The organism is Pseudomonas sp. NPDC090755, from assembly GCF_044769005.1.
Classification (GTDB): domain Bacteria; phylum Pseudomonadota; class Gammaproteobacteria; order Pseudomonadales; family Pseudomonadaceae; genus Aquipseudomonas.
On record NZ_JBIVXC010000019.1, the window covers coordinates 1 to 25,587 of the forward strand.

A 25,587-nucleotide genomic window follows, 5' to 3' on the forward strand; every position below is an offset into this window, starting at 1 on the left:
CAGCAGTGAAACGATGCATCGCCGATGGTAGTGTGGGGTTTCCCCATGTGAGAGTAGGTCATCGTCAAGATTAAATTCCGAAACCCCTATCTGCGTACGCAGGTAGGGGTTTTGTCTTTCTGGCGCGCTACCGCCACCGCCCCCTGTAGCCGCTGCCGCCAGGCTGCGATCGACTGCGCAGCAGTCGCCTGCCGGCCACCGGGCTCAACCCTCAAACACCGCGCTGCCTGGCTTGCGGTCGCTACGCGACCGATCGCAGCCTCGTAACTTGGCAGCGGCTACAGGGATCGCAGCTTAATTGAAGTGATCAATGGGCGTGCCTTGGCGCTATGGCCTGGCTGAGCACTAAGGCGGGGGAAAAGGACTCGCAACGCAGAGCGCATTGCGGCAGCGCTTGGCTAGCCAAGGCCGCGAAGTGACGGGATACAGGGGGAACCCCGCGGGAGCCTTGCCCAGGCTCCCGCGCAGGCTTACACGAACGCCTGAGGCGCTACGCCGCGAGGCAGGCGGCAGCGCTCTGGCCGGGCGGTCAGACGCTCACGCCAGTTGGCCTTGAAGCAGAAGGCAGCGGCTTTCGCCTGGCTGGCCTGGCGCTGTTTGCGCAGTTCTGCCAGCGACGGGGTGGCTTTCTTGACGGGGGCGGCTTCGACCTTGACCAGCGAGCGCTGGCACGACTTGCAGTCGACCTGGTCGGCCTGGGACGTGCTGCTGAGGTTGTTGCCAGTGCGACCGCAAGCGACCGCGTCGCCGCTCGTTGAGTAGTGCATTACCAAAACTGTACATCTCCACACATATGAACAAAGCGCGGGTATTTTCGCATAGGTTGGTGGTTGCTGTGTCACCCGCGCCCATACATGTGTTCAGCGGCGTAGTTTCGCGCAGTGGTCCTGCTCGGGTTGGGCGGCGGTGTACCAGACAAAATCAGCACTTTCCCGGGATACGGTTTTCCCCACTTCGGCCAGGATCACTACCAGGCTACCTTGTGGCGCGCCCAAGTCGGCCAGGTGCAGCGGGACGCCCAGGTCTTTACGCACATGGAACGCCCCGGCCAGCAATACCGAAGGCGCCGGTGCGGCCAGCAGGCGTTCGGCCATGCGTCGATCCCGCTGCTGCTGCACCGCCAGCATCGCCGGCATCTGCGCTTCGGGCAACAGGCCGCAATGGGACTGGCGAATATCATCCAGCAGCGTGCGTTGCACTTGCTCGGTGGTGGAGGCCTTGCCATCAAGCACTGGCCGCTGTTTGTAGATCTGCATGATCTGCGCGCGGTCCAGGTTGGCGGCCAGTAACGGGTAAGGTTGGCGCACCGCATAGCTGACCAGGGCGCCATACAAGCCCCAGTCCCAGTTGGCCTGCCAGGCCAGCGCCTTGAACAGGTCGTCCGGTGTCTGGCCGGCGCGCGAGGCTGCCTGCACGGCATCGACCTTGGCTTGCTGGTCCGGGTTGAGCATTTCCATCAACAGGCTGCCCTGGGGACGTTGTGCGGCCAGCTGGCGCATCAGCCACAGTTGCACGGCATGGTGGTCCGGGTTGTCGTGTTGCTCGCCCACCAGCACCCGCGGCGCGGTGGCCAGGCGTTCTACCAGTTGCTGCGGGGTGAGGGTACGGCCGGTGGCGAGCTCGCGGATCACGCCAAGATCGGCATGGTCGCGCCCTTGCGGGGCAATTGCTGTTGGTGGTGGTTGTACCGTAGGGGACTGGCAGGCCGCCAGTAGGCTGAGCAGACAAAGCAGCAGAAGACGCATCGGTTTTCCTTGGTAATCAGTTGTCCCTCAGGGGAGGGGAGAACGAAAGGGAGGTGTCAGCGCGCAATAATCAGGGGGTGGCCGCGCTCCGGGTGTTGCTGGATAAGCACTTGCAGTCCATACACCGCGGCCAGGGCGTCGGCCGTGAGCACGTCAGCCGGCGGGCCGAACGCATGGGGCAGGCCTTCTTGCAGCAACAGCAACTGGTCGCAGTAGCGTGCGGCCAGGTTGAGGTCGTGCAGGATCACCAGCACCGTCGCACCGCGCTCGGCGAAATCGCGTACCGCTTGCAGGATGGTGTGCTGATGCAAGGGGTCGAGCATCGACGTCGGTTCGTCGAGCAGCAGGATCTGCCCCTCGGCGCCGGGCCAGAGTTGGGCCAGCACCCGCGCCAGGTGCACGCGTTGCCGCTCACCGCCGGACAGGGCCAGGTAGCTGCGTCCGGCCAGATGCAGGGCATCGGCCGCGCTCAGGGCTTCGCTGACAATCTCGGCATCGCGCACGCGGCCGGTGGCATGGGGCAAGCGGCCCATGCCGACCACCTCATTGACCGAGAAGCCGAAGTTCAGGCTGGAGCTCTGCGGCAACACCGCAAGGCGCCTGGCCCGCTCCTGACCTGGCCAGGCGGCGAGCGGGCGATCGTCCAGGTCGACACTGCCTTCGCAGATCGGCAACTCCCCGCACAAGGCCGCGAGCAGGGTGCTTTTGCCGGCGCCGTTGGGGCCCAGCACACCGAGCACTTCCCCGGGGTTCAGTTGGAGGTCGATGTTTGCCAGCACGGTGCGGTGACCGCGTCGTACCCACAGATTGTTCGCCCGTAGCATCAAGAACGTCCCCGCACCAGCAAGAAGAGAAAGAAGGGCGCACCGATAAGTGCCGTGACAATCCCGATCGGCAGTTCGGCCGGGGCCAGCAGCAGGCGGGCGATCAGGTCGGCCAGCAGCAACAGGCCCGCACCCGCCAGCAGCGAAGCGGGTAGCAACACCCGGTGATCCGGGCCGACCAGCAAGCGCATCAGGTGCGGTACCACCAGGCCGATAAAGCCGATCAGGCCAGCGGCCGCGACGGCGGCACCGACGCCCAGGGCGGTGCACAGCACCAGCTCCAGCTTGATCCGCTCGACATCGAAGCCCAGGTGCCGGGCTTCCGACTCCCCCAGCAGCATCGCATTGAGCGCCGAGGCGCGGCGGGGCAGCCACAGGGCGACACCCCCCACCACGATCAACAACGGCCACAGGCGCTGGTAACTGGCGCCATTGAGGCTGCCCAGGTTCCAGAAGGTCAGGCTGCGCAAGGTCGCATCATCGGCCAGGTACGTGAACAGGCCGACGCCGGCACCGGACATGGCTGTCAACGCCACCCCGGCCAGGAGCATGGTGGCGACATTGGTCTGCCCATTGCTTCGACCGAAGCGGTAGACCACGGCGGTGACCAGCAGCCCACCGCCGAAGGCGCATACCGACAGCACATAAGGCTCGATTGCCGGTGGCAGTCCGCCCAGCATGCTGCCGCCGACGATGGCGATGGCGGCACCCAGCGCCGCACCGCCAGACACACCGACCAGGCCGGGGTCGGCCAGCGGGTTGCGAAACAACCCCTGCATGGCCACGCCGGACAAGGCCAGGATGGCGCCCACGGCGATGCCGAGCAGGGTCCGTGGCAGGCGAATCTGGCCCAGGATCAGTTCCGCCTGTTGCGTGGTGTCGCCGTCCACCGCCAGGCCGAGCATGCGCAGCCCGGCCAGCAGGGTTTCACTCAGCGGCAGGCTGACCGGCCCCAGGGCCAGGGACAACCAGATCACCACCACCAGCAACAGCGCCAGGGTCAGCAGCATCGGGCGCGGCTGGACGATCGTCGTCATTGCCCGCCCCCGGCGGTCAGTGCCTTGCTGGTTGGGTAGAACGCCGAGGTGAGCTCGGCCAGGGCATCAGGCAGACGAGGCCCCAGGCCGCCGACCAGCAGGGTCGGGTCGATGACCACCACGCGACCGTCACGACCGGCCGGGGTCTGGGCAATCACCGGGTTCTGCTCCAGCAGCGCCGCCCGTGCCGCATCGCCTTGCAGGCGGCCACCGGCGAAAATGATCACCTGGGGGTTCAGGGCCAGCAGCGATTCGTTGGAGACCGGCTTGTAACCGTTGTGCTCACCCAGGCTCTGCCCGCCAGCTTGCTGGATCATCCAGGCGGCCAGGGTGTCCTTGCCGGCCACCTGCAGGTTGCCGCCGGAGTGGCTGAGCAACATCATTACCCGCGGCGCCGGCTGTTGCTGTTGCGCTTGCTTGACCCGGGCGGCCTGGTCCTGCAGGCGCTGCTCGTAGCTGGCAATCAGTGCCTTGGCTTCGGCCTGCTTGCCGAGCAATTGCCCCAGTTCCGTCAGGTTGTGCTGTAGCGTCGGCACATCGGCCTTGGCCGGCAACATCTTCACTCGCACGCCCGCGGCCTTGAGTTGTTCCAGTACCGGTGGCGGTCCCATCTCGTTGCTGCCGACCAGGATGTCCGGCTTCAGGGTCAGAATGCCTTCGGCCGCCAGCTGGCGCTGGTAACCGATACCGGGCAATTGTTGCAGCGAACGCGGGTACTGGCTGGTGCTGTCGACACCCACCAGCTTGCTTTCACCGCCCAGGGCAACCACCCATTCGCTGAGCGAGCCACCGGCACTGACCCAGCGCTGGGGCAGGGGGGCGGCGGCGCTGGCCACCTGGCTCAGGAGCAGGCCGGCGCAGGCCAGCAGGGCTTTCATTCGCATCAATTGTCTCCTTGAACGACCAGAGGGCTGGCCGACTCCGCCAGGGCTCGCCAGTCTTCGCGCTCCGGCACACCGGGTTTGCGCACGCCGAACAACTGGATCACCAGTTCTCCGTCGGCATCGAAGCCTTCGTAACTGGTGACGATACCGTCGACGCTCGGCTTGCGCACGCGCCACAGTTCGGTCACGCCAGTGGTCTTGAGGTGCAGGTTGAACAGCGGGTCCAGTACGTTGAACCAGGTGTCCATCCAGCGCAGGTTTCTCACCGGGCCCGAATGAATCTGGATGCAGTGCTTGTTGCCGACAAATACCATGATCGGTACTTCACGTTGGCCGGCGTGTTCGATAACCCGGGTCAGCTCGACCGTGGCCAGCGGCTCGGCCCACTGCGGGCCGGCCAGGCGCAGGGCCTGGGTACGCGCTACGTCGTTGCGCTTGAGCAGGGCAAAGAAGTCATGGGTGTCCTGCAGTTGCGACCACTGGGTGCGCAGGGCATCGGCGTCTACGTCAGCATCGGGCCGCGGCGCCTTGGTCTCGGGCAGGGGCTGCAGGTCCAGTTCGGCGCTCTGCAGTTCGGCGCGAAAACGCTCGACCAAGGGCGCCCAGGCGGCCTCTTCACTGCTCGAGGTGAGGAACACCTTGTGCACCGCCACACCCTGGCGGTCGAAGATCTGGAGGCTGCGCTGCGGGCCGCGTGCGGTGGCTTCGTCCACGGCGAACACACTGGCCCAGCCGCCGAGGAACAGACGCAGGTCGATGTCCGGCGAGAGCACCATGCCCATCTGGCCACTGCCCATTACGGTGACATCACGGTACACACCTTTGCGCTCGTGAACGCAGTGTTCATTGCGGGTCAGCGCCATGATCTGGCCCAGGTCTCCGAGCGCCGGCAACAGCGCGGCCCACTCCGGACGCAGGCGTACGGTATCGGTGCCCAGGCGGCTGGCCGTCAGTTCGGCTTCGCTGACACCGAGCCTGGCGGCGGCATCACGGGCGCGCAGGCCTGGCTGTTCGCCACGTAGCTGTTGCCACTGGTTGTACAGGCTCGATTCGCAGGCTGGAACGCTGGTTGGGGTGGTCATGGTGAACTCCTTCAGGGTCATCGGTTCGCCGTCAGGGCGAATTCTATCGGTATCTGAACGCGGCTGGGCACGGCCCGGCCATTGACTATTTCCGGACGAAAACGCCACTGGGCAACGGCCTCGAGCGCGGCCTGATCCAGGCTTTGCACCCCTGAGGAGCGCAGTAGCGTGCGTTTCAGTTGCTGGCCACGTTCGTCCAGGCTCACTTCGACCTGCACGGTGCCCTGCTGATTGCGGCGGCGGGCCTGGGACGGATAGCGAGGTGGCGGGGGCGGGCTGACAAAGCTGGGGCGCAGGCTGAGCACCGGGCTGGGCGCCGACGTCGGCAGTGGGCTGGACGATGTGTTCGGCCCGGCGACGTTGGCCACGGCGGGCGTGTTTGCGGTTGCTGCCGATGGTGCCGCGGCAGGTTGAACAGGGGCAGGTGCAGGGCGTGGCGGCGTATCGACGACCGCGCGCGGCTTGCTGGCAGGTGCTGGCTTGGGTGGCGCGGGCAGGTTCCTGGCCACTTGCGGCACTGTAGGCGATGCCGGTGCCGGTGTCGCGGACTGCGGGCGAGCGGGTAGCGAATGGGTCGGCGCCGCTTGAACAGGCGGCGCCAGGCTGACCAGCTGAATCGCCATGGCCGGCAGCGAAGCCACGGATTCACGGCTTGCCTGGCGATCGTGCAGCAGCCAGCCCGCGCTCAGGTGCAGCGCAACGGACAGCAGCAGGTAGGCAGGAAGGCGGTTCATGCACGATCGTTCTTATTTGATTGAATGCATATGGTAATAATTTGCATTAACAAGTCAAGCTGGCTTATCTTCGCCTCCGCTGCCTCGCAGGGATATAGGAAAAATCCTTCAAAGAAAGGGGTTCCATCACTGCGCTCAAAACAATGTCCAACACATCCCAGTCAGCTCCAGGCGCTGGCGCAAGGCCGCTCAACGGCCTGCTGTTCGCAACCGCTGGCTGAACTTCAGGAGTCAAGTTAGATGTCGATCCGCCCGCCATTTCCCCAGCGTTCGTGGCTTGCCTTGCTGCTGCTCTCGCCGTCGCTGGCCCTGGCCGCCGAGCCCGTTACCCAGTTCGACACAGTCAGCGTGACTGCCACGCGGACCGAACAGACCCTGCTTCAGGTGCCCAGTACGGTTTCGGTGCACACCGAGCGTGAGATCGACCAGCACAATGACAAGAACCTCAAGGATCTGGTGCGATACGAGCCAGGCGTTTCAGTCAGCGGCACCGGCAGCCGCTTCGGCCTGTCGGGGGCGAACATCCGCGGCATCGACGGCAACCGCGTACTGACCCAGGTCGACGGCGTGCGCGTCCCGCAAAGCAACTTCTTCAGCCCGTTCCAGGATGTGCGCAGCAACTACGTCGACCTCGACACCATCAAGCAGGTGGAAATCATCCGTGGCCCGGCGTCTTCGCTCTATGGCAGCGACGCCATCGGCGGCGCGGTCAGTTACATGACCAAGGATGCCGCCGACTACCTCGAAGACGGCGACGACACCTACGCCCGTCTCAAGACTGGCTATGACGGCAGTGACGACAGCTGGCAGCGCAGCGCTACCTTCGCCGGCCGCGTCGGTACGGTCGATGGCCTGCTGCACCTGGGCCGCCGCGATGGCCAGTCCACCGATACCTGGGGCGGCACCGGCGGTGTCGGCAGCGCCCGCGAGGAGGCCAACCCGCTCGACTACACCACCGAGAACCTGCTGGCCAAGCTTGGCTGGGACTATGCCGACGGTGACCGCCTGCAGTTCACCTACGAGCGCTACCAGGACGACGCCGACAGCAACCTGCTCAGTGATATCAACACGCGGGCGACCCTCACCACGCCTGCGATCCTCGGTTCGCAGGCCAAGGACAGCATCGACCGCGATCGCTACAGCCTCGAACACACCCTGGGCCTGAACAGCCTGGTAGCCGACCAGCTGAAATGGCAGCTCAACTACCAGGAAAGCAGCAATAACCAGAAAACCCTGCAACAGCGCCAGACCGTCTCGCGGGTCAATCGCCTGCGTACCCGTGACTCGCAGTACGACGAGCGCCTGTGGAGCCTGAATACCCAGCTGGACAAGCAGTTCGCCCTGGGCGATACCAATCACCACCTGATCTACGGCGCCGAAGTCAAACGCATCGAAGCCAGCAACCTGCGCAAGGGCAGTGAAGTGCGGCTCGACACCGGCGCCGTGGTGCCAGCCACCGAGAACTTCCCGGTCAGCGACTTCCCGGATCCGACCAGCGATTCGCTGGGCCTGTTCGTCCAGGACAGCATCGAGATCGGCCGCTGGACGCTGCTGCCGGGTCTGCGCTACGACTACTACCGCCAGACCCCGCACGTCACTGATGAGTACCTCAACGGCCTGCCGGCAGAAACCGACCCTTCGCGGATCACCGACGATCACATCTCGCCGAAACTGGGCGTCACCTACCAGCTGACCGAACATGAAAGCGTCTACGGCCAGTACGCCGCCGGCTTCCGTGCCCCAAGCCCGGTGAACATGTTCGGTGAGTTCAGCAACCCGCAGTTCGGCTACCAGCAGATCGGCAACCCCGACCTCAAGCCCGAAACCAGCGACAGCTACGAGTTCGGTCTGCGCGGTCGCTACGACCTGGGCAGCTTCGGCATCGCGTTGTTCTACAACAAGTACAAGGACTTCATCGCCACTGACACCGTACCCGATCCGAACGGCACGGGTCTGTTGACCTTCCAGCCGCGCAACCTGGGTAAGGTCACCATCCGCGGCGCCGAAGCCAAGGGCGACATAAAGCTCGATGCCTTCCTGCCTGCCGGCACCCGCGCCCTGGGCTCGATCGCCTATGCACGCGGCAAGGATGAAGAAAGCGGCCAGCCGCTGAACAGTGTCGATCCGCTCAAGGCCGTCCTGGGCCTTGGCTACGACGCGCCGAGCGGCATTTTTGGTGGGCAGATGACCTGGACCCTGGTGCAGGCCAAGGACCGCGTCGACCACAGTGGCGATGCCGACCTGCTGATCAACCGTCAGTTCGAAACCCCGGGCTACGGCGTGCTCGACCTCAATGCCTGGTGGCAGGTCACCGAAGAGGTGTCGATCAATGGCGGCCTGTTCAACGTCACCGACCAGAAGTATTGGAACTGGGGTGATGTCCAGGGCCGTGACGAAGATGCCGCAGGTCTTGGTCGTCTGACCCAGCCTGGACGGTATGCGGCAGTGAATGTGATCTGGGAGATCTGATCCCGGTGGCGGTCAGGGGGCCCTCATCGGTGTCGAGAGGTGAGGGCACCTTATTGCAGAGGGGGATTGAGCCGTCCATCCAGTGCGAACGGCTCCTGCAGCACCAACTCGTAGAGACCTGACGCCAGCGTCGGGTTCATCAATAGATTCCAGCTGTAGGGTGACACGCAGGAGGGAACCAGCACGAAGGGGTGCTGCTCCAGCAGCCTGGCCCCAAAGGCCTGTTGGCTGCGACTGGGCGTGCCCGGCCTCAGCCAGTTCAGGTTGGGCACATCCTTGCGCTCGACCTTGTACACCCTGGAGGTGTCCCGAACCCGCGCCGCCGTCAGCGTGTGGGCAACGCTGTCGAGTGTCTGGAAGCCTTTGTGCACGGCCACTTCAAGAATGGCCGTGGCAGAATCGAGGCTTGCATAGACCACCTGGAACCCTTTGGGATTCCAGCGCCCGCCACACGCCTCGGCGCCGATGCCACTGTTCCACGAAGGCGCGTGCCTGGAATGATCCAGACGCCAGAAATGAAGGTCATGGGCCAGCGGGTCCGTCACCATCAGTAGACCCCGTAGTCCAGCCGATTCAGGAAGTCACTGACCAGCTCATAACCGACCGGATTGGACAGCAGGTCGATGGGTGCCTCGCCATCCAGCCCGAGGGCCGGCCGGGTCATCCAGTCTTCGGCAAGCGCCCGGGTGCCGAACACTTCCTGGGCTTTCTCCAGCACCTCTGCGTAATACAGCGCCCTGGCACTCTGTTCAGGGCTCAGGGCTTCATCCTTGTTCTTCATTCGCCGGGCGAGGGTGCGCTCCGACAGACCGACGATCTTCGCCAGCACGTTGTGCCGCTTGAAGGTTTCGACGGATTCGACCAGTTGGACGACGGAGCTGAGAGAGAACCCGCTTTGTGTGGCCTTGAAGACCTCCATGCGGTCGTCGGTGTTGGTGTCGGGCAGCAGCAGGTCAATGATCGGCATGCCGGTGGAGGTCGTCACTGCCACACGGGCAGTACCGTAACCTCTTTGCGCTTGAGTTTCGTTCAGGTGGAGGGCCGGCGCTTCATTGCCCGTTCTGATCACTGATCCGCTATCGGCAGGTTTTGCTTTTCCAGGCTTTTTGGGCGGTTTCCTGGCGTCCGTGTTTTCCGCGGTAGCAGACATGATCGACGCTCCACTGTGGACAGATGGCATTGAGTGTAATGCCAATTGGCAGTTCAGGGGAGGGATAGCTGGGTTACTGTGTGGCCAGATGTGTGCCTGGGTTGCCTGTCTCAGCCCTGATTAGTCCTGACATAGGTTTACACCTATTCAGGTGAACGCCGGCAATCACCCATGCCGAACAGTGTTGGCACTTGATCGGCAGGGTGGAAAAGTGCGCTGAAGTGCATGAGCGTCACTTGGTTGCCGCCTTGAGTTCATCAGCGCTGGCAGGCTATTCCAGTACCATCGACGGCAGCGGGATCGGAATCAGGTTCGCAAGCAGCCCTTGCTCGACTCCGCAATCCGCCGCAGGTACTGGAACTCCCGCAGCAGCAGATACAGGCAACTGGGCACTACGATCAGGTCAATACCGATATGGAACAGGCTGAAGGGATTGTTGTGCACCAGCAGGTAACGGGCTGCGCCCAGGATGCCGCCGACCATTGGCAGATAGGCGCCCAACCATAGCCCAAGCGTTCCAGGCTTGAGCAAGTACAAGGCGACAGCAAGGTAGATCACCCCAAAGGACGCAGCCCCCAGCACGTTCAGGGCGAAGCCATAGACCAGGACCTGCGACAGGTGGGTAATCGCGGAAACGAACATCAGCACGGCCGACAGCGTACGCAGGCCTTGGGCTGCCTTGTTGGTCATGGCGTCACTCCTGGGCGAGATTTGCGGCGACAGCGCGGAACACCGCGATGGCTTCCTCGGTGGACTTGCGCGAGTCGAAGGTGGGGTTGGCGCTCATTTCCACGATCACCAGTTGCTCGGCCTGATTGACGTACAGGTACTGCCCGCCAAACCCCATCCCGATGAATTCGTCTTTCCCGCCCACGGGTACCCACCACTGGTGGCTGTAGCCAAACACCGGGCGTTGGGCCAACTGCTTGAGGAACGGCTGGTCGGGGGTCATGCTGTCATGGATCCAGGACTTGGAAATCAACTGTTTGCCTTGCCACTCCCCGTTGTTGGCCAGCAACAGTCCGAGGCGGCCAAGATCCCGCACCCTGGCGTTGAATCCCATCCAGGCATGCTCGATGGCCTTGCTGTCGTCGGGCTGGTCGATCAGCCAGTTGGCCGCATCTTCGGTGCCGATGCGGCTCCAGAGGTTGCGTTCCATGAATTTAGACAGGCTGGTACCTGAGACTCGCTCGACGAGGGCGCCCAACACCTGGGTATTGGTGTTGATGTAGGTGAAGGCTTGTCCATGCTGGCTGCCTTCATTGAACAGCGCGTTGACGGGATGCTGACGAATCGATTGGCCGCAGCCGAAACTCTTGCTGGCTGTGGCCTCGATATCCCGGCCGCGGCCCGCGGCGTCGGGACTTTGCCCGGCAAAGTGCAGGGCTGTGGTCATGTCCAGCACCTGGCGGACAGTTGCCGTTTGGTAGGCACCTTCTTTCAGCTCCGGCAGATAGTGGCTGATGGGGTCGTCCAGGCTGCTGATCAGGCCCTGGTCCACGGCAATGCCGACCGACAGACCGACCAGGGACTTGGTCATGGAGTTGAGCAGGAAGCGAGTCTGCTCTGTACCTCCGTTGGCATATTGCTCACGTACGATGCGCCCCTTGTGCAGCACCAGCAGGCCATGGCTGCGGGTGGCCTTGAGGAAGTCGTCCAGGGTGGACGGCTTGTCTGCATACTGGTAGCTGACATTCCCAAGTGGTGTGCCGAGTGGGAGTGGGAAGGGCTTGTCCGCCGCCGCGATAGAGCGGGACGGGTAGTTCAGGTAGGCGCTCTGGTAGTTTGCCGGCGCCTGCGCCGAGGCATGGGAGAAGTACTGCGCGACCGCTTTGAACTGCTCAGGGCCGCATGTGGTATCGGCGACAGCCGAGGTGGCTACACCTGCCGACAGGCTCACTAACAATGCCAGGCGCAGCGGCCTGGACCCCTTGAGCGGGCTGTACTGCGCAAGTATTCCGTATTGTTTTTGTTTTCGGGTGGACATCACTCATTACTCCAGCGCATTGAATACTTGAATGGTTGGGGCGGCATTGATTGCCGCGGGCCAGAGTAGGGCTGCGGATTGATGATTAATAGTGCATATTTTTAATTGAATGATGCCTTTTAGGCATCGTTACGATGGGTGCCTCAGCCCAACGATCAAAGGTTGGTATGGCACAGATCGATGAAACGCTGGGCGGCAGGGGAGCGAGAACGCCCCGCCAATTCGATCGCGCTCAGTTCAATGCTCAACGACCAGTCGGCAAGGTCCAGTCGCGCCAGCTTGCCTTGCGCGAGGTCTTCGTGGAACTGCTGTTCAGGGGCGGCCATCCACGCATCGGTTTCCAGCAGGATTTGCCGTAGCACCTGGAAGTCGCTGCACAGCACACTGGCCTGTTGCCCATTGAGTATTGGCAAACGAGCGAAGAGGGGGTGGTTGGGGGAGAGCTCGGTCGCCGAAATCATGGGATAACCCAGCAACTCCTTGAGCGTAGCCGGGTGGCGTTCAACCAGGGGATGGTCATGCCGGGTCAACACCGAGACACTGAAGTCCTTCAAGGGCTCAGAGGCCAACCCCTCGATGTCACCGTAGCTGCCCACCCCGGCGATGATCAGGTCGTAGTGGCCGTTCTTGAGTCCAAACACCAGTTCCTCGGACACGCCTTCACGGACTTGTACGCTGATCTGTCGGTGGCGTCGCACAAATTCCGGGAGCACGCTGCGTAGCACCAATTCGCGGCTGGCGCGGCCTACGCCGAGCGACAACTGGCCCGACTCGAGGTTGCGGTAAAGGTTGGCTTCGCGCTCGATCTCTTCGGATTCCAGCAGCAACTGGCTGCAGCGCTCGCGGATCTTCAGGTAGAACTCTGTGGCCTGCATGCCACTCTTGCTGCGGTCGAACAGGCGCACTCCCAATGTTTCCTCAAGATTGGCCAGGCTACGGGTCAGCGCCGGTTGGGTAATGTGCAGGGCTTCGGCGGCACGGTGGATGCTGCCATGCTGGTGGATGGCCTGCAGGTGTTTGAGCTGCTTGAGGGTCAGCATGTCAGCGATTCCTTTAATGCATCGAAGGATGATTTTTTTAAACTGTTTTTGATCGTAGGGGAAGCCTAGACTCGGGCCAAACAACAAATGACACCCCGCGCACCTTGCGGGATGCAGACTCGGCCAGACAGTGAGGTTGCCATGCGTTTTTTGCCCCTTCGTCCCTTTGGTTCTACCCGCCTGGCCATCAGAGGGTTCACCTGCGCGTTGCTGCTGTTGCAGTGGCCGGGTATCGGCATGGCGCGTGAACTGGTTGTCAGCGATGAACAGCGCAGCATTCACGCCGAAGTGCTCGGCGCTGGCCCTGCGGTGGTGCTGATTCCTTCCCTCGGACGGGGCGCGGAAGATTTTTTCGACTTGAAGCAGCGCCTGGTGGATGCCGGCTTTCAAGTGATCCTGCCGCAACCCCGTGGTATCGGCGCGAGTACGGGCAGTACGCGTGACATCACCCTCTATGATCTGGCCGAAGATGTTCATCAGGTCGTGCGCAGCGTGACCGATAAACCCGTTGTGGTGTTGGGCCATGCCTTTGGCAACCGTGTCGCCCGGGCATTCGGTACGCGCTATCCGGAGCAGACCAAAGGTCTGATCCTCCTGGCAGCCGGCAGTGCCCCCCACCTTCCCCCGGAAATTACCAAGGCGCTGCGTGACAGCTTCCGTGGGGACCTGCCAGAGGATCAGCATCTGGCTGCCATCAAACTGGCATTCTTCGCCGAGGGTAATGACCCGGCAACCTGGCGTTCGGGCTGGTATGCGCAGGTTGCCCAGTACCAGGAACAGGCGACCCGCGCCGCGCCGGCGCAGGAGTGGTGGGCGGGCGGCGAGGCGCCGCTCCTGGTGATTCAGCCTGTCGAGGATCGGGTCGCTCCGCCTGAGAACGCCGCGAAACTGCAGAAAGAGTTTCCACAGCGTGTCCAGGTGCGGATGCTGGAGAAGGCCGGCCATGCGAGCCTGCCCGAACAGCCTCAACAGATTGCCCGGTACGTGACCGACTGGTTACGCCAACAGCACTAATCCTCCCCCGATATCAACTTGCTACGAGCAGCCGTAACCCGGCTGGTCGGCGGCTGCCTGCGCGTGAGAGTCGCAGGCGCCAAGCGTTGCCCCCGATAACAACAATTAAGTGGGTGTGAAATGAATCAAGCACGTAGTCCCCATAACAACACCAGTCAGTGGCGCGCCTTCACCCTGCTGCCATTGGCCTGTGTGGTTGCCCTGGATGCCGGTGCGCAAGAGTTTGAATGGGGCGAAGTCAGCGGCCGCTATAACGGCAGCTTGGGTGTCGGTGCTATCTGGAATGCGGAAAAGCCCAACGGTAACTTTATCTACCAAGGCAACGCCAACAGCATTGGCTACGGAGCGCCCGGGCAGTTCAACCCCAACGGCGGCAAGAGCGGTGACGACAGCCGCCTCAACTTCCGCAAACGCAATCTGGTGTCTTCTCCGATTACCCTGCTCGGTGAAGTGGAGCTGAACTGGCGCAACTATGGGGCGTTCGTTCGCGGCAAGGCCTGGTACGACTACACCCTGGACAACCGCGAAGTGGACTTTGGGCATGCGGGCAACGGCTACCAGCCCAACAGCAAGCTCAATGACGATCACTTCGACGACCTGGCCAAATTCCAGGGTGTCGCCTTGATGGATGCCTACGTGTTCGGCGACTTCGACCTTGTCGGCCATCCATTGAATGCCCGTCTCGGTAACCAGGTGGTCAATTGGGGAGAGGGCCTGTTCCTGCAAAACGGCCTGAATGTCGCTAACCCCGTCGACGTGGCAGCCTTGCGTCGGCCCGGCTCGCAACTCAAGGAAGCCCTGATTCCGGTACCGATGCTGTACTTCAATTTCGGCCTGACCGATGCTTTGAGCCTGGAGGCGTTCTACCAGTTCAAGTGGCGCAGGTCGGTGTTGGAAGGTTGTGGCACCTTCTTCGCCGCCAACGACTTCCTCAGCGGTGGTGAACAGGGCTGTTTCGGTGTGTCGCGCAGCACCCAGGCCGATCCCCAGACCTATGCCAATGACCTGTATCTGCACCGCGCCGAGGATCATGAAGCCAGTGACCAGGGGCAGTTCGGCCTGGCATTGCGGTATTTCGCCGATAGCATCGATACCGAGTTCGGTGCCTATGCGATGAACATCCATTCCCGCCTGCCTTATGCCAGTGTCATCACCGATACACGGCCGGCCGTGGGCGCAGGTTGGTTGCCGGGCCAGCAGGCGAGCAACGCTCAGTATTTCGCTGATTTTCCCGAGGACATCCGCGTACTCGGCCTGAGCTTTTCCACCACACTCTGGGGCGCCTCCGTCTTCGGCGAATACAGCTACCGCCCCAACCAGCCGGTGCAACTGACGGTCGGCGACCTGATGCCGGCCTTTGCCGGCAACCCGGCCGCCACCGGCGCATTGATCGGCCAGTCGTTGACCCTGGGTGAGGACGCCATCAACGCACCACCCGGGTCGACCTACAACGGTTATGACCGCCTGCGGGTATCGCAACTGTCACTTGGCATGATCAAGAGCTTCCCCCAGGTGCTGGGCGCTGACAACTTCAGCCTGACCGGTGAAGTGGGCATGAAGTACATCCACAACCTGTCCAGCCTGGACGAACGCCGCTACATCAAGACCGACATCTATGGCAGCGACCTGGCCAATGGTAACGCTACCGGCTGCGCACTCGGCGGCCCCGTGCAGCGCTACAAGCAATTCGCCTGCTCCACGGACGGCTACGCCACGGACTTTGCCTGGGGCTACCGCCTGCGTGCCCAGCTCAACTACCTGGGCCTGTTCGCCGGGGTCAATGTGGCGCCGTTCCTTGCCTTCGGCCAGGACGTCAAAGGCTGGTCGTACGATGCCAACTTTGTCGAGGGCCGCCTGTTGGGAGCACTGGGCGTGCGTGCCGACTATCTGCAGAACTACTCCGCCGAATTGTCCTGGTCAGCCACCGGCAACACGCCGTATGCGGCAACTGACAAGGATTTCATCGCCCTCAGCCTGCGCATGGGCTTCTGATTGTGAGGTACAGCATGAATCGCACCCTGATCTCCGCCGCCGTGCTTGGTGGTTTCCTCAGCCTGGCCAGTGGTGGCGTCCTGGCCCAGATCGACGCCAGCGAGGTGGCACGCCTGGGTCAGGAATTGACCCCGACCGGTGCCGAAAAAGCAGGCAACGCCAGTGGCAGCATCCCTGCCTGGACGGGGGGGCTGACTCAGCCTCCAGCAGGCTTTAGCGCTGACAAGGGCTATGTGGATCCCTTCGCCACTGAAAAACCCCTGTTCAGCATTACCGCGGCCAACATGAGCGAGTACGCGCAGCAGCTCACTGCCGGGCAGAAGGCGATGCTGGCCAAGTACCCGAGCTACAAGCTGAACGTGTACCCCAGCCACCGCACTGCGGCGCTGCCGGCGGCCGAGTACGCGCAGATTGCCCAGGAGGCAACCAGGGTTTTACTGGCAGACAGCGGCAACGGTCTGTTGAATTACCAGAAAACCACGGTGCCCTTTCCGATTCCAAAGTCGGGCATCGAGGCGTTGTTCAACCACCTGGTTCGTTACCGGGCCGGCGGTTATCAGTCATACCCCACGGAAATGGTGGTGCAAGCCAACGGTAGCTTCACCCCGGTGCGCCGCGAGGTAAAGGTAATGATGGCGTCGGCCATGGGTAACCCCGAATCCAACCGCCTGCTCTACTTCCTCGGCGCAGTGACCTCGCCGGAGAGTGTCGCCGGCAGCATCACCCTGGTGCATGAGCCGATCGACCAGGCCAAGGAGTCCCGCCTGGCCTGGACCTACAACCCAGGCCAACGCCGGGTGCTGCGTGCGCCCGAGGTGTCGTACGACTCGCCGGTGAGCACCTCCGATGGCCTGCGTACCAATGACATGACCGACATGTTCAACGGGGCCCCCAACCGTTACGAGTGGAAGCTGTTGGGCAAGCAGGAAATGATCGTCCCTTACAACAACTACAAGCTGGCCGATCGCTCACTCACGTACAAGGACATCATTCAACCCAACCACCTCAACCAGGACCTGGTGCGTTACGAGACACACCGTGTCTGGGTTGTGCAGGCCACCCTCAAGCCAGGTGAGCGGCATATCTATGGCAAGCGGGTGTTCTACATCGATGAGGACAGCTGGGGCCTGCTGGCGGCGGACCTGTACGACGGCCGTGGCGAGCTCTGGCGTGTTCAGGAAGCTCACAGCCTGCAACGCTATGACGTGTTGTCGGCCATCCAGGTCAGTGATGTTGCCTATGACCTGCAGGCCCGTCGTTATGTGACCTATGGCCTGGAGAACGAAGAAAAGCCCGCCCGCTTCGGCCTCACGGCCGACCTCAAGACCTTCAGCCCCGCTGCGCTGCGCCGTAGCGGGCGCTAGTCGATCCATTTCGACGCTTGGGGATGTCCGGCTGCGCCGGCTCCCCCTTTTTATTCGAGAGCCATGACCATGAACCATCTCGTTGTGCTGGCGGTGCTGTTGTCGGGCCTGGGACAGTCAGCCCTGGCGACTGCGGACTCGACTGAGCCATTGGCCGATCGCCTTGATCGCACGGCGGCGCTTTCGCCGTTGGCTGGCCAGTCGTTACTGACGGATATCCAGCAGGTTGGCAATCACCTGTTGATGGTCGGGGCCTCGGGCCACGTGCTACGTCAGGGCGCGACCGGTATAGAGCAGGCCAAGGTGCCGGTGGACCTGCTGCTGACTGCCGTGCACTTCGTCGATGAGCGCCAGGGCTGGGCAGTGGGCCACGATGGGGTGGTGCTGCATAGCATCGATGGTGGCCTGACCTGGGAGAGGCAACTGGAGGGAAGTGCCAACGCCCGGTTGATGCTTGATTGGGCTCGGGCCGAGGTGCGCCGTCTGCAGGACGCCAGCCAGGTCGCTGGAGAGGATGACCGGCTTGCCACGGCACTGGAGGATGCCCGGTTTGCCGAGGACGATGCCATGGCCGGGATCGAATCGGGGCCGTCGCGGCCCCTGCTGGACCTCTGGTTTCGCTCGGCTGACGAGGGCTGGGTGGTGGGGGCCTACGGGACGATCCTGCACACCGGCGACGGTGGTCGCAGTTGGGCCTTCGTCCCGGGGCTGGACAACCCCGAACGCCTGCACCTCAACGCAGTGCTCGGGCTGGCCGATGGCAGCCTGTTGGTTGCCGGGGAGGGTGGCCGCCTGTATCGCCGCACCGGCGAAGTGTGGCAGCCCGTGCAACAGCCGACTCAGGCGTCTTTCTACAAGCTGCTGCAACTGGCCGATGGCCGGGTGCTGGCCATGGGGTTCGCCGGCGCATTGTTCGAAAGCCTTGATCAGGGGCGGAGCTGGCAGGCCATCGCCGTGCCGGTCAAGACCAGCCTGTATGGGGCCGAGCAGTTGCCTGACGGTAGCCTGCTGTTCAGTGCCGGCAATGGCCTGCTGCTGCACAGCCAGGACCTGAAACACTTCAGGACCTGGCAGGGGAAACACAAGGCACCCTGGCTGGCTAGCGCGCTGGGCAGTAATGGCCAACTGGCCGTGGTGGGCAGTGCCGGTCTGCAGATGCTATCGATGGATGAGTTCAAGGAGTCCTTGCAATGACCGCTCCAGTGCAATGGGAACAAAGCGCTGCACGACCGGGCCTGATCGAGCGGCTGGTGGATACCACTGAGCGCGGGTTGTTTCGCAACCGCTTGTCGGTGCTGTTGATGTTTGTGGTGCTGGCGGTGTTGCTGGGGTGGAAGGCCCTGGCACTGCGGCCGGATGCCAGCTTCGCGCGCATGATCCCTGGCAGCCATCCTTTCGTTCAGAATTACCTGAAGTTCGAGGATGTACTGCGGCCACAGAGCAATGTACTGCGGGTAGTGGTGGAGAATCCGCACGGGGAGATATTCACGCCAGCGTTCCTGGAGACGCTGCGCGAGGTTAACGACAAGGTGTTCTATATCCCGGGGGTCGACCGAGGCAACCTCAAGTCATTGTGGACGCCCAACGCCCTGTGGACCGAGGTCACCACAGAAGGCGTTCGTGCCGGCCGGGTGATCCCTGAAGGTTACAACGGCAGTGCCGAATCCCTGTCCCAGGTTCGGCAGAACATCCTGCGTGCCAATATGCTCGGCAGCTTCGTGGGCAATGACCTGCGCTCGACCATCATTCGTGTGCCGTTGCTGGACAGCGATCCGCAGACCGGTAAGCCACTGGACTACGCGGCGCTCACCCAGGCGCTGGAGCGGGACGTACGCGAGCACTTCTCCACCCGGGGTGTGAACATCCGCGTTGTCGGATTTGCCCAGATTGTCGGTGACCTGATCGCAGCCGCCCGGGACATCGCGGTTTTCTTCGTGGTGGCCGTGGTGCTTATAAGCGTGTTGCTCCATGCCTATTGTCGCTGCTGGCGCAGTACCGCAGTCACGGTATTGACCTGCTTGCTCACGGTGGTGTGCCAGCTTGGCCTGCTCAGCCTGCTGGGTTATGGCTTGGACCCTTATTCGATTCTGGTGCCCTTCCTGATCTTCGCCATAGGCATCAGCCATGCCGTGCAGAACATCAATGTGATGATGAGTGAGATGGCACAGGGACGTGGCCCGTTGGAGGCGTCGCGGCGCACCTTCCGGGCCTTGTTCATCCCGGGCACCACGGCCCTGCTGGCCGATGCGGTAGGCTTCCTCACCTTGCTGGTGATCGATATCGGGGTGATCCAGCAACTGGCGGTCACCGCCAGTATTGGTGTGTTCGTCGCCGTCTTCACCAAGATGTTCCTGCTGCCGGTGCTGATGTCCTATGTCGGTGTCAGTGCCCGTGGCATGCGCCAGCAACACAAACGTGCAACATCCTCCTGGCCAATCTTCCGACGCCTGGCAGCTGTGGTTGAACCACGTGTTGCCGTGCCTTTGGTCTGTGCAGCGCTGGTCCTGCTGGGCTTGGGATTCTACGCCCGGCAAGACCTGAAGGTCGGCGATCTCGATGTGGGAGCGCCAGAGTTCCGCCCTGACGCACGCTACAACCAGGACAACGCCTACCTGCTCGAACATTACACCGCCAGCACCGATATCTATGTGGTGATGTTCAAGACCGCGCGGGAACAGTGCGCCCGCTTTACCAGTGCTGACCTGGCCGATCAGTTCGAGTCGCATATGCGCGAGGTGCCTGGGGTTGAATCGGTGCAGTCGCTCTATGGCGCCATGCGCTTCAACATCCTGGCGCGAAACGAAGGCAATCCGAAATGGGCCGAGTTTTCCCGTGACCAGTATGTGATGAACAATGCCCGTGCCAGCGTTTCCTCGGATCTGGTTGACCCGGACTGCAGCATTGCGCCGATCAGCCTGTACCTGTCCGACCACAAGGCCGAGACCCTGGAGCGGGTTGCCGATGCGGTGGATACCTTTGCCCGTCGCTATACCAACGATGACATACACATCCTCCAGGCAGCCGGCAATGCCGGCATCGAAACAGCCACCAACAGGGTGATCAAGACGTCGGAGAAGCAGATGCTGATCCTGGTCTTCGTGATCATTTCGCTGGTGGTGCTCTGGGAGTTCAAATCCCTCAAGGTCACTTTTGCGCTGATGGCGCCGTTGTACCTGTCCACGGTGCTTTGTGAGGCCGTGATGGCGCAGATGGGGCTGGGGGTGAAAATCGCAACGTTGCCGGTGATTGCCCTGGGTGTGGGTATCGGTGTCGACTATGGCATTTACCTCTATAGCCGTATGGAAGGTTTCCTGCGCCAAGGGCTCGGGTTTCGCCCGGCCTATTTCGAGGCGCTGAAGACCACGGGCACTTCGGTTGCCTTCACTGGCATCACCCTGGCCCTTGGCGTGGCGACCTGGGTGTTCTCGGCTCTGAAGTTTCAGGCCGACATGGGGCTGCTACTGGTGCTGTTGTTCGTCTGGAACATGATAGGTGCACTGGTACTGTTGCCGGCGATGGCTTCCTTGCTCCTGCGAGGAACAATGCCTGCGGCCGGGGGCAGGCCTATACTGGGTGCTCGCTTCTTCGAGTGAGCAATCATGACCCTTCTGACACGCATGGGGTGGCTGGCGTCGGTTGTCGCTGTTGTGATGGTGGGCTGCGCAGACTATGAACGTCGCAAGGCCGAGTTCGTCCACGTCGATCTCAAGCCCGTGGGGCATAACGCCGGCAAGATCGGCTATGTCACATTGGTGCCGCGCGACAAGGTCACCGACATGAGTTTCTATGTCAGCGGCGTGTACCGCACCTCGCGCGAGGTCCGGCTCTACACCTACATCTACAAGGGCACATGCGCCAACCGTGCGGCACAACCGGCGTATTCATTGAATGACATCGTCATGGTAAACCGCACCACTACCGGGTGGGCCTTCAACCGGACCGCCCCGGCGCCTCTCAGTACCTTGAGCGGCCAGGGTTACTCGGTGGTGCTCACCACGGGTCCGGAAGAGGGCAACACAGAACAGTTCTGTGGCGAGATTCCTTGATGCTCGCGCTCACCGTGATTTTTGGGAATTGTCCGATACCGGCGCCGAGGGTTCCTCCGCGATGCGCCTGACCAGCGCCGCATGACCGCTGGCGTCGTCGCCACGGGATATGACCTGGATGACGGCCATGCGATCGCCGGAACCTGCGATAAAGGTGCTGTTCAAGGTTTTGCCGCCGCCCAGGGTCGCGGTACTGTCGACCTGGCGTACACCCAGGCCGTTGCGGCTCAGGCGCGATTCGCCGGTTTGTCGAAAGTCCGGTAGCCCGGCGCTCTGTCGGTCGACGAAGCCGGTGACGGCGCCGTCGAGGAAGGCCGCGTCGTCGTCGCCGGGGCGAGAGGCTTGCGGGAGCGGTTTCTCGATCAGCATGACCACGCGCTTTTCCTTGGCATTGGCATACAGGGTACCCACGGCGCCGGCGCCTTCGCTGCTTTGCTCATCGTCACTCAGGGGGCTGGCGGTGAAGCCTGCCGGGAGGCTGAAGCTGAACTTGCCGCCGAGCACCGCGACCTTTACTACCGGTGCCGGCGTGGCGGCAGGTTTGCTGGCGGCGTGCAGGTTCGACAGGCCCAGCAGGCCGACGACGGCCAGGGTCAGCGTCAGGGTTGTTTTGCTGAAAAACGACATACAGCCTCTCATGGGCGCAGGGGGCGAAGCAGGTGGGTATGCTCACACAAACCTACCCGCTCGGTAAGCCCCGGGTTTCCCGTCGGCCAGACGGTCATGGCGGGCTGCCTCGAGGGGGCTATCGTTGCTTGTCTGGGCAACGACTACCAAGGGAGGGCGGCGCCATGAACACCAGCGATTTACTCGAACAATTACTTCGGGCCGGGCAGGGCTCGCAAGCGCAACAAGGGGGCGGCGGCATGTCGTCGCAAGACCCGATGGGCGGCCTGGGCGGCTTGCTGGGCGGTCTGCTTGGCGGCGGCAGCCCAGGCGGCGGTGGCGGCCTCGGTGGTTTACTGGGCGGCCTTTTGGGTGGTGGTAACAGCAGCGGTGGCGGCTATACCCAAGGGCGCTCCGGTGGAGGCACCAATTACGCGGCCCTGGCTTCGTTGGGCATGATGGCGTTCCAGGCCTATCAAAGCTGGCAGCGCAGCCAGGCGGCAGCCCCGCAACAGGCGGTGCGCACTGTCGATCAATTGTCCGGCCCTGAGGCCGAGGACCACAGCCACGCGATCTTGCGTGCGCTGATTGCGGCAGCCAAGGCTGACGGTCGCATCGACAAGCAAGAAGAACAGTTGATCTACGCTGAAATCAAACGCCATACCAGCGACCCGGAACTGCAGCAATGGCTGGATGCGGAAGTCAGCAAGCCACTCGATGCAGCCGATGTGGCCCAGTCGGCCCAGGACCCGGCCATGGCCGCGGAAATGTACCTGGCCAGCGTGATGCTGGTGGATGATCAGCAGGACGCAGAGCGGGCCTACCTTGACGAACTGGCCAGCGCACTGCAAATCGATCCGGATTTGCAGGTGCACCTGGAGCAGCAGGCCAAGGGCACTGCCTAACTTGGCTGTGGGAGCGGGCTAGCCCCGCGATGGCATCACCGAGATGCGATGGAACGGGTGAATCACGATCGCGAGGCTAGCCCGCGCCTACCGGCCGAGATCTGTAGCGCAAGCACAAAAAAGGCCGCCTTGCGGCAGCCTTTTCCAGAACGCGAGCGAGGAATCAATCCCAGCTCAGAGCACCGCCAGTCTGATACTCGATAACACGGGTCTCGAAGAAGTTCTTCTCCTTCTTCAAGTCCATGATCTCGCTCATCCATGGGAACGGGTTGGTGGTCCCCGGGTACTCTTCCTTCAGGCCGATCTGCGACAGGCGACGGTTGGCGATGAACTTGAGGTAGTCCTCCATCATCGCCGCGTTCATGCCCAGCACGCCGCGCGGCATGGTGTCGCGCGCGTATTCGATTTCCAGCTGGGTGCCCTGCAGGATCATCTGGGTCGCTTCTTCCTTCATTTCGGCATCCCACAGGTGTGGGTTTTCGATCTTGATCTGGTTGATCACGTCGATACCGAAGTTCAGGTGCATGGACTCGTCACGCAGGATGTACTGGAACTGCTCGGCAACGCCGGTCATCTTGTTGCGACGACCCATGGACAGGATCTGGGTGAAGCCGCAGTAGAAGAAGATGCCTTCCAGGACGCAGTAGTAGGCGATCAGGTTGCGCAGCAGTTCCTTGTCGGTCTCGACTGTGCCGGTGTTGAATTCCGGGTCGGAGATCGCGCGGGTGTAGCGCAGGCCCCAGACGGCTTTCTTCGCCACCGACGGGATCTCGTGGTACATGTTGAAGATCTCGCCTTCATCCATGCCCAGCGATTCGATGCAGTACTGGTAGGCGTGGGTGTGGATCGCCTCTTCGAACGCCTGGCGCAGGATGTACTGGCGGCACTCGGGGTTGGTGATCAGGCGGTACACGGCCAGGGCCAGGTTGTTGGCCACCAGGGAGTCGGCAGTGGAGAAGAAGCCCAGGTTACGCATGACGATGCGACGCTCGTCGTCGGTCAGGCCTTCAGGACTCTTCCACAGGGCGATGTCCGCGGTCATGTTGACCTCTTGCGGCATCCAGTGGTTGGCGCAGCCGTCCAGGTACTTCTGCCAGGCCCAGTCGTATTTGAATGGCACCAGCTGGTTGAGGTCGGCGCGGCAGTTGATCATGCGCTTTTCATCGACCGCGACGCGGGCGGAGGAACCTTCCAGTTCCGCCAGGCCTTCGGCGATGTCGAGGTCATCCAGGGCAGCCTTGGCACGCTTGACCGCGTCGGAGTCGGCGGCGGTCACGGCACGGGCTTCCAGGGCGGCTACGCCACCGGCGTTGTCGAGCTTGTCGATGCCTGCAGCGGCAGCTTGAGTGGCGGTGGTGGCTTTGGCGGCTTCTTCGCCGTCGTCCTTGTCGAATTCGTCCCAGCTCAGCATGGTGGGTCTCCTGCTTGAGGGCCATCTATCAGTATGGCCGGTGGATCTTGGTTGCGGTGCTCGCGTCGGGTACAGCAGTGCACGCAAATCTTGGAGCGCCTGCGCAGGTGGTGCCTCGCGGCGCTTTTTGTCTGGCGCTATGGAAGAGGGGGCCGCTGGCGCTTTCGCGGGGCAAGCCCGCTCCTACAGGGAGCGTAAGGCACCGCCCTGGTCGGGGCGGCGCCTTTCAACGACTTACTGGCAGGCTTCGCAATCCGGCTCGTCGATGGCGCAAGCCTTCGGTACCGGAGCAGGGCCGGCGGCCTGGACCGGTGCGCTGTCGCCACCGCTGGACACGGCGTTGAGCTTGCCGGTGTTGATGGTCGACTTCTCGGTGCTGGTCGCGGCCAGGGCACGGAGGTAGTAGGTGGTCTTCAGACCACGGTACCAGGCCATGCGGTAGGTGACGTCCAGTTTCTTGCCCGAAGCACCGGCGATGTACAGGTTCAGCGACTGGGCCTGGTCGATCCACTTCTGGCGACGGCTGGCGGCGTCGACGATCCACTTGGTTTCCACTTCGAAGGCAGTGGCGTACAGGTCTTTCAGTTCTTGCGGGATACGCTCGATCTGCTGCACGGAACCGTCGTAGTACTTCAGGTCGTTGATCATGACCGGATCCCACAGGCCACGGGCCTTGAGGTCACGGACCAGGTACGGGTTGATCACGGTGAATTCGCCCGACAGGTTCGATTTCACGTACAGGTTCTGGTAGGTCGGCTCGATGGACTGCGATACGCCGGTGATGTTGGCGATGGTCGCGGTCGGCGCGATGGCCATGATGTTCGAGTTACGAATACCTTTCTGTACGCGGGCACGAACCGGTGCCCAGTCCAGGGACTCGGTCAGGTCGACGTCGATGTACTTCTGGCCACGGGCCTCGATCAGGATCTGTTGCGAATCCAGCGGCAGGATGCCCTTGGACCACAGCGAGCCCTGGAAGGTCTCGTAGGCGCCACGCTCGTCGGCCAGGTCACAGGAAGCCTGGATGGCGAAGTAGCTGACCGCTTCCATCGACTTGTCGGCGAACTCGACGGCAGCGTCGGAGCCGTAAGGAATGTGCTGCAGGTACAGCGCATCCTGGAAGCCCATGATGCCCAGGCCGACCGGACGGTGCTTGAAGTTCGAGTTACGCGCTTGCGGCACCGAGTAGTAGTTGATGTCGATCACGTTGTCGAGCATGCGCACGGCGGTGTTCACGGTGCGTTGCAGCTTGGGCTCGATCAACCTGCCGAACCACATCGTCGACGGCAAGCTGGAC

Annotated in this window: 22 protein-coding genes and 1 pseudogene; 8 read left to right on the forward strand and 15 right to left on the reverse strand. The window is 62.6% G+C overall.

Annotated features, from left to right (window positions below; all coding sequences use genetic code 11):
* Window positions 1-470: 470 nt before the first annotated feature.
* From ACIQUS_RS22375 to ACIQUS_RS22405, 7 genes are all read right to left on the reverse strand, one after another.
* A complete protein-coding gene (locus tag ACIQUS_RS22375; protein ID WP_403051610.1) occupies window positions 471-767 on the reverse strand; it encodes a hypothetical protein in 297 nt (98 codons plus the stop codon).
* Window positions 768-860: 93 nt separating this feature from the next.
* Complete coding sequence (locus tag ACIQUS_RS22380) at window positions 861-1,745, reverse strand: ChaN family lipoprotein (protein ID WP_403051613.1); 885 nt, start codon at window positions 1,743-1,745, stop codon at window positions 861-863.
* A 56-nt stretch (window positions 1,746-1,801) separates the two neighbouring features.
* On the reverse strand, window positions 1,802-2,569 hold the full coding sequence (locus tag ACIQUS_RS22385) for a heme ABC transporter ATP-binding protein (protein ID WP_403051616.1): 768 nt from the start codon (window positions 2,567-2,569) through the stop codon (window positions 1,802-1,804).
* Complete coding sequence (locus ACIQUS_RS22390; RefSeq protein ID WP_403051890.1) at window positions 2,569-3,552, reverse strand: FecCD family ABC transporter permease; 984 nt, start codon at window positions 3,550-3,552, stop codon at window positions 2,569-2,571. Before ACIQUS_RS22390 ends, ACIQUS_RS22385 begins: the two co-directional genes overlap by 1 nt.
* 50 nt (window positions 3,553-3,602) lie before the next feature.
* Window positions 3,603-4,490 carry a hemin ABC transporter substrate-binding protein gene (locus tag ACIQUS_RS22395; protein WP_403051619.1) on the reverse strand — a complete coding sequence of 296 codons (888 nt, stop codon included), beginning with the start codon at window positions 4,488-4,490 and terminating at the stop codon, window positions 3,603-3,605.
* Window positions 4,490-5,572 (reverse strand): hemin-degrading factor, encoded by a 1,083-nt coding sequence (locus ACIQUS_RS22400; protein ID WP_403051622.1) that lies wholly within the window; start codon window positions 5,570-5,572, stop codon window positions 4,490-4,492. Before ACIQUS_RS22400 ends, ACIQUS_RS22395 begins: the two co-directional genes overlap by 1 nt.
* A 17-nt stretch (window positions 5,573-5,589) precedes the next feature.
* The gene (locus ACIQUS_RS22405; protein ID WP_403051625.1) at window positions 5,590-6,306 is read right to left on the reverse strand and encodes a TonB family protein; all 717 of its coding nucleotides are present in this window, start codon (window positions 6,304-6,306) and stop codon (window positions 5,590-5,592) included.
* A gap of 240 nt (window positions 6,307-6,546) precedes the next feature.
* On the opposite strand from ACIQUS_RS22405, the gene ACIQUS_RS22410 reads away from it, so the two are divergent.
* Complete coding sequence (locus tag ACIQUS_RS22410; RefSeq protein WP_403051628.1) at window positions 6,547-8,775, forward strand: TonB-dependent hemoglobin/transferrin/lactoferrin family receptor; 2,229 nt, start codon at window positions 6,547-6,549, stop codon at window positions 8,773-8,775.
* A gap of 50 nt (window positions 8,776-8,825) precedes the next feature.
* Here ACIQUS_RS22410 and ACIQUS_RS22415 read toward each other — a convergent pair whose 3' ends face one another.
* The 5 genes from ACIQUS_RS22415 to ACIQUS_RS22435 form a co-directional block, all read right to left on the reverse strand.
* Window positions 8,826-9,323, reverse strand: coding sequence for an RES family NAD+ phosphorylase (locus ACIQUS_RS22415; protein WP_403051631.1), 498 nt, complete (start codon window positions 9,321-9,323; stop codon window positions 8,826-8,828).
* A complete protein-coding gene (locus ACIQUS_RS22420; RefSeq protein ID WP_403051634.1) occupies window positions 9,323-9,766 on the reverse strand; it encodes an antitoxin Xre/MbcA/ParS toxin-binding domain-containing protein in 444 nt (147 codons plus the stop codon). Before ACIQUS_RS22420 ends, ACIQUS_RS22415 begins: the two co-directional genes overlap by 1 nt.
* A 465-nt stretch (window positions 9,767-10,231) precedes the next feature.
* The gene (locus ACIQUS_RS22425; RefSeq protein WP_403051637.1) at window positions 10,232-10,615 is read right to left on the reverse strand and encodes a hypothetical protein; all 384 of its coding nucleotides are present in this window, start codon (window positions 10,613-10,615) and stop codon (window positions 10,232-10,234) included.
* Between the two features lie 4 nt (window positions 10,616-10,619).
* A complete protein-coding gene (locus ACIQUS_RS22430; protein WP_403051640.1) occupies window positions 10,620-11,912 on the reverse strand; it encodes a serine hydrolase domain-containing protein in 1,293 nt (430 codons plus the stop codon).
* Window positions 11,913-12,067: 155 nt separating this feature from the next.
* Complete coding sequence (locus tag ACIQUS_RS22435; RefSeq protein ID WP_403051643.1) at window positions 12,068-12,952, reverse strand: LysR family transcriptional regulator; 885 nt, start codon at window positions 12,950-12,952, stop codon at window positions 12,068-12,070.
* 237 nt (window positions 12,953-13,189) lie between these two features.
* Between ACIQUS_RS22435 and ACIQUS_RS22440 the strand changes: the two genes are divergently transcribed.
* The 6 genes from ACIQUS_RS22440 to ACIQUS_RS22465 all read left to right on the forward strand — a co-directional run bounded on the left by ACIQUS_RS22440 (window position 13,190) and on the right by ACIQUS_RS22465 (window position 21,368).
* Window positions 13,190-13,966, forward strand: a complete 777-nt coding sequence (locus ACIQUS_RS22440) for an alpha/beta fold hydrolase (protein ID WP_403051646.1) — start codon at window positions 13,190-13,192, stop codon at window positions 13,964-13,966.
* Window positions 13,967-14,086: 120 nt separating this feature from the next.
* Window positions 14,087-15,958, forward strand: a complete 1,872-nt coding sequence (locus tag ACIQUS_RS22445) for a DUF1302 domain-containing protein (RefSeq protein WP_403051649.1) — start codon at window positions 14,087-14,089, stop codon at window positions 15,956-15,958.
* 14 nt (window positions 15,959-15,972) lie between these two features.
* Complete coding sequence (locus ACIQUS_RS22450; protein ID WP_403051652.1) at window positions 15,973-17,322, forward strand: DUF1329 domain-containing protein; 1,350 nt, start codon at window positions 15,973-15,975, stop codon at window positions 17,320-17,322.
* 69 nt (window positions 17,323-17,391) lie between these two features.
* Window positions 17,392-18,516 carry a WD40/YVTN/BNR-like repeat-containing protein gene (locus tag ACIQUS_RS22455; RefSeq protein ID WP_403051655.1) on the forward strand — a complete coding sequence of 375 codons (1,125 nt, stop codon included), beginning with the start codon at window positions 17,392-17,394 and terminating at the stop codon, window positions 18,514-18,516.
* Window positions 18,513-20,915 (forward strand): RND family transporter, encoded by a 2,403-nt coding sequence (locus ACIQUS_RS22460; RefSeq protein ID WP_403051658.1) that lies wholly within the window; start codon window positions 18,513-18,515, stop codon window positions 20,913-20,915. The genes ACIQUS_RS22455 and ACIQUS_RS22460 overlap by 4 nt, the downstream gene beginning before the upstream one ends.
* Before the next feature lie 6 nt (window positions 20,916-20,921).
* A complete protein-coding gene (locus ACIQUS_RS22465) occupies window positions 20,922-21,368 on the forward strand; it encodes a hypothetical protein (RefSeq protein WP_403051661.1) in 447 nt (148 codons plus the stop codon).
* A gap of 9 nt (window positions 21,369-21,377) precedes the next feature.
* Here the strand turns inward: ACIQUS_RS22465 and ACIQUS_RS22470 are convergent, their stop codons facing one another.
* A complete protein-coding gene (locus ACIQUS_RS22470) occupies window positions 21,378-21,995 on the reverse strand; it encodes a hypothetical protein (protein WP_403051664.1) in 618 nt (205 codons plus the stop codon).
* A gap of 164 nt (window positions 21,996-22,159) precedes the next feature.
* Between ACIQUS_RS22470 and ACIQUS_RS22475 the strand changes: the two genes are divergently transcribed.
* Entirely contained in the window at window positions 22,160-22,879 is a 720-nt protein-coding gene (locus ACIQUS_RS22475) for a tellurite resistance TerB family protein (protein ID WP_403051667.1), read from the forward strand.
* Between the two features lie 163 nt (window positions 22,880-23,042).
* Here ACIQUS_RS22475 and ACIQUS_RS22480 read toward each other — a convergent pair whose 3' ends face one another.
* Both ACIQUS_RS22480 and ACIQUS_RS22485 read right to left on the reverse strand, forming a co-directional pair.
* Window positions 23,043-24,290 (reverse strand): ribonucleotide-diphosphate reductase subunit beta, encoded by a 1,248-nt coding sequence (locus tag ACIQUS_RS22480; protein ID WP_403051670.1) that lies wholly within the window; start codon window positions 24,288-24,290, stop codon window positions 23,043-23,045.
* A gap of 234 nt (window positions 24,291-24,524) precedes the next feature.
* Window positions 24,525-25,587 (reverse strand): annotated as a pseudogene (locus tag ACIQUS_RS22485) (ribonucleoside-diphosphate reductase subunit alpha); the annotation flags it as partial.

Bases quoted from the DNA above. Each gene is read 5' to 3' on its own strand.
- ACIQUS_RS22475 (WP_403051667.1), top strand. From the start codon at position 22,160: ATGAACACCAGCGATTTACTCGAACAATTACTTCGGGCCGGGCAGGGC.
- ACIQUS_RS22435 (WP_403051643.1), bottom strand. From the start codon at position 12,952: ATGCTGACCCTCAAGCAGCTCAAACACCTGCAGGCCATCCACCAGCAT.
- ACIQUS_RS22445 (WP_403051649.1), top strand. From the start codon at position 14,087: ATGAATCAAGCACGTAGTCCCCATAACAACACCAGTCAGTGGCGCGCC.
- ACIQUS_RS22410 (WP_403051628.1), top strand. From the start codon at position 6,547: ATGTCGATCCGCCCGCCATTTCCCCAGCGTTCGTGGCTTGCCTTGCTG.
- ACIQUS_RS22465 (WP_403051661.1), top strand. From the start codon at position 20,922: ATGACCCTTCTGACACGCATGGGGTGGCTGGCGTCGGTTGTCGCTGTT.
- ACIQUS_RS22375 (WP_403051610.1), bottom strand. From the start codon at position 767: ATGCACTACTCAACGAGCGGCGACGCGGTCGCTTGCGGTCGCACTGGC.
- ACIQUS_RS22440 (WP_403051646.1), top strand. From the start codon at position 13,190: ATGGCGCGTGAACTGGTTGTCAGCGATGAACAGCGCAGCATTCACGCC.
- ACIQUS_RS22425 (WP_403051637.1), bottom strand. From the start codon at position 10,615: ATGACCAACAAGGCAGCCCAAGGCCTGCGTACGCTGTCGGCCGTGCTG.
- ACIQUS_RS22470 (WP_403051664.1), bottom strand. From the start codon at position 21,995: ATGTCGTTTTTCAGCAAAACAACCCTGACGCTGACCCTGGCCGTCGTC.
- ACIQUS_RS22380 (WP_403051613.1), bottom strand. From the start codon at position 1,745: ATGCGTCTTCTGCTGCTTTGTCTGCTCAGCCTACTGGCGGCCTGCCAG.
- ACIQUS_RS22405 (WP_403051625.1), bottom strand. From the start codon at position 6,306: ATGAACCGCCTTCCTGCCTACCTGCTGCTGTCCGTTGCGCTGCACCTG.
- ACIQUS_RS22395 (WP_403051619.1), bottom strand. From the start codon at position 4,490: ATGCGAATGAAAGCCCTGCTGGCCTGCGCCGGCCTGCTCCTGAGCCAG.
- ACIQUS_RS22415 (WP_403051631.1), bottom strand. From the start codon at position 9,323: ATGGTGACGGACCCGCTGGCCCATGACCTTCATTTCTGGCGTCTGGAT.
- ACIQUS_RS22400 (WP_403051622.1), bottom strand. From the start codon at position 5,572: ATGACCACCCCAACCAGCGTTCCAGCCTGCGAATCGAGCCTGTACAAC.
- ACIQUS_RS22480 (WP_403051670.1), bottom strand. From the start codon at position 24,290: ATGCTGAGCTGGGACGAATTCGACAAGGACGACGGCGAAGAAGCCGCC.
- ACIQUS_RS22455 (WP_403051655.1), top strand. From the start codon at position 17,392: ATGAACCATCTCGTTGTGCTGGCGGTGCTGTTGTCGGGCCTGGGACAG.
- ACIQUS_RS22450 (WP_403051652.1), top strand. From the start codon at position 15,973: ATGAATCGCACCCTGATCTCCGCCGCCGTGCTTGGTGGTTTCCTCAGC.
- ACIQUS_RS22460 (WP_403051658.1), top strand. From the start codon at position 18,513: ATGACCGCTCCAGTGCAATGGGAACAAAGCGCTGCACGACCGGGCCTG.
- ACIQUS_RS22385 (WP_403051616.1), bottom strand. From the start codon at position 2,569: ATGCTACGGGCGAACAATCTGTGGGTACGACGCGGTCACCGCACCGTG.
- ACIQUS_RS22430 (WP_403051640.1), bottom strand. From the start codon at position 11,912: ATGTCCACCCGAAAACAAAAACAATACGGAATACTTGCGCAGTACAGC.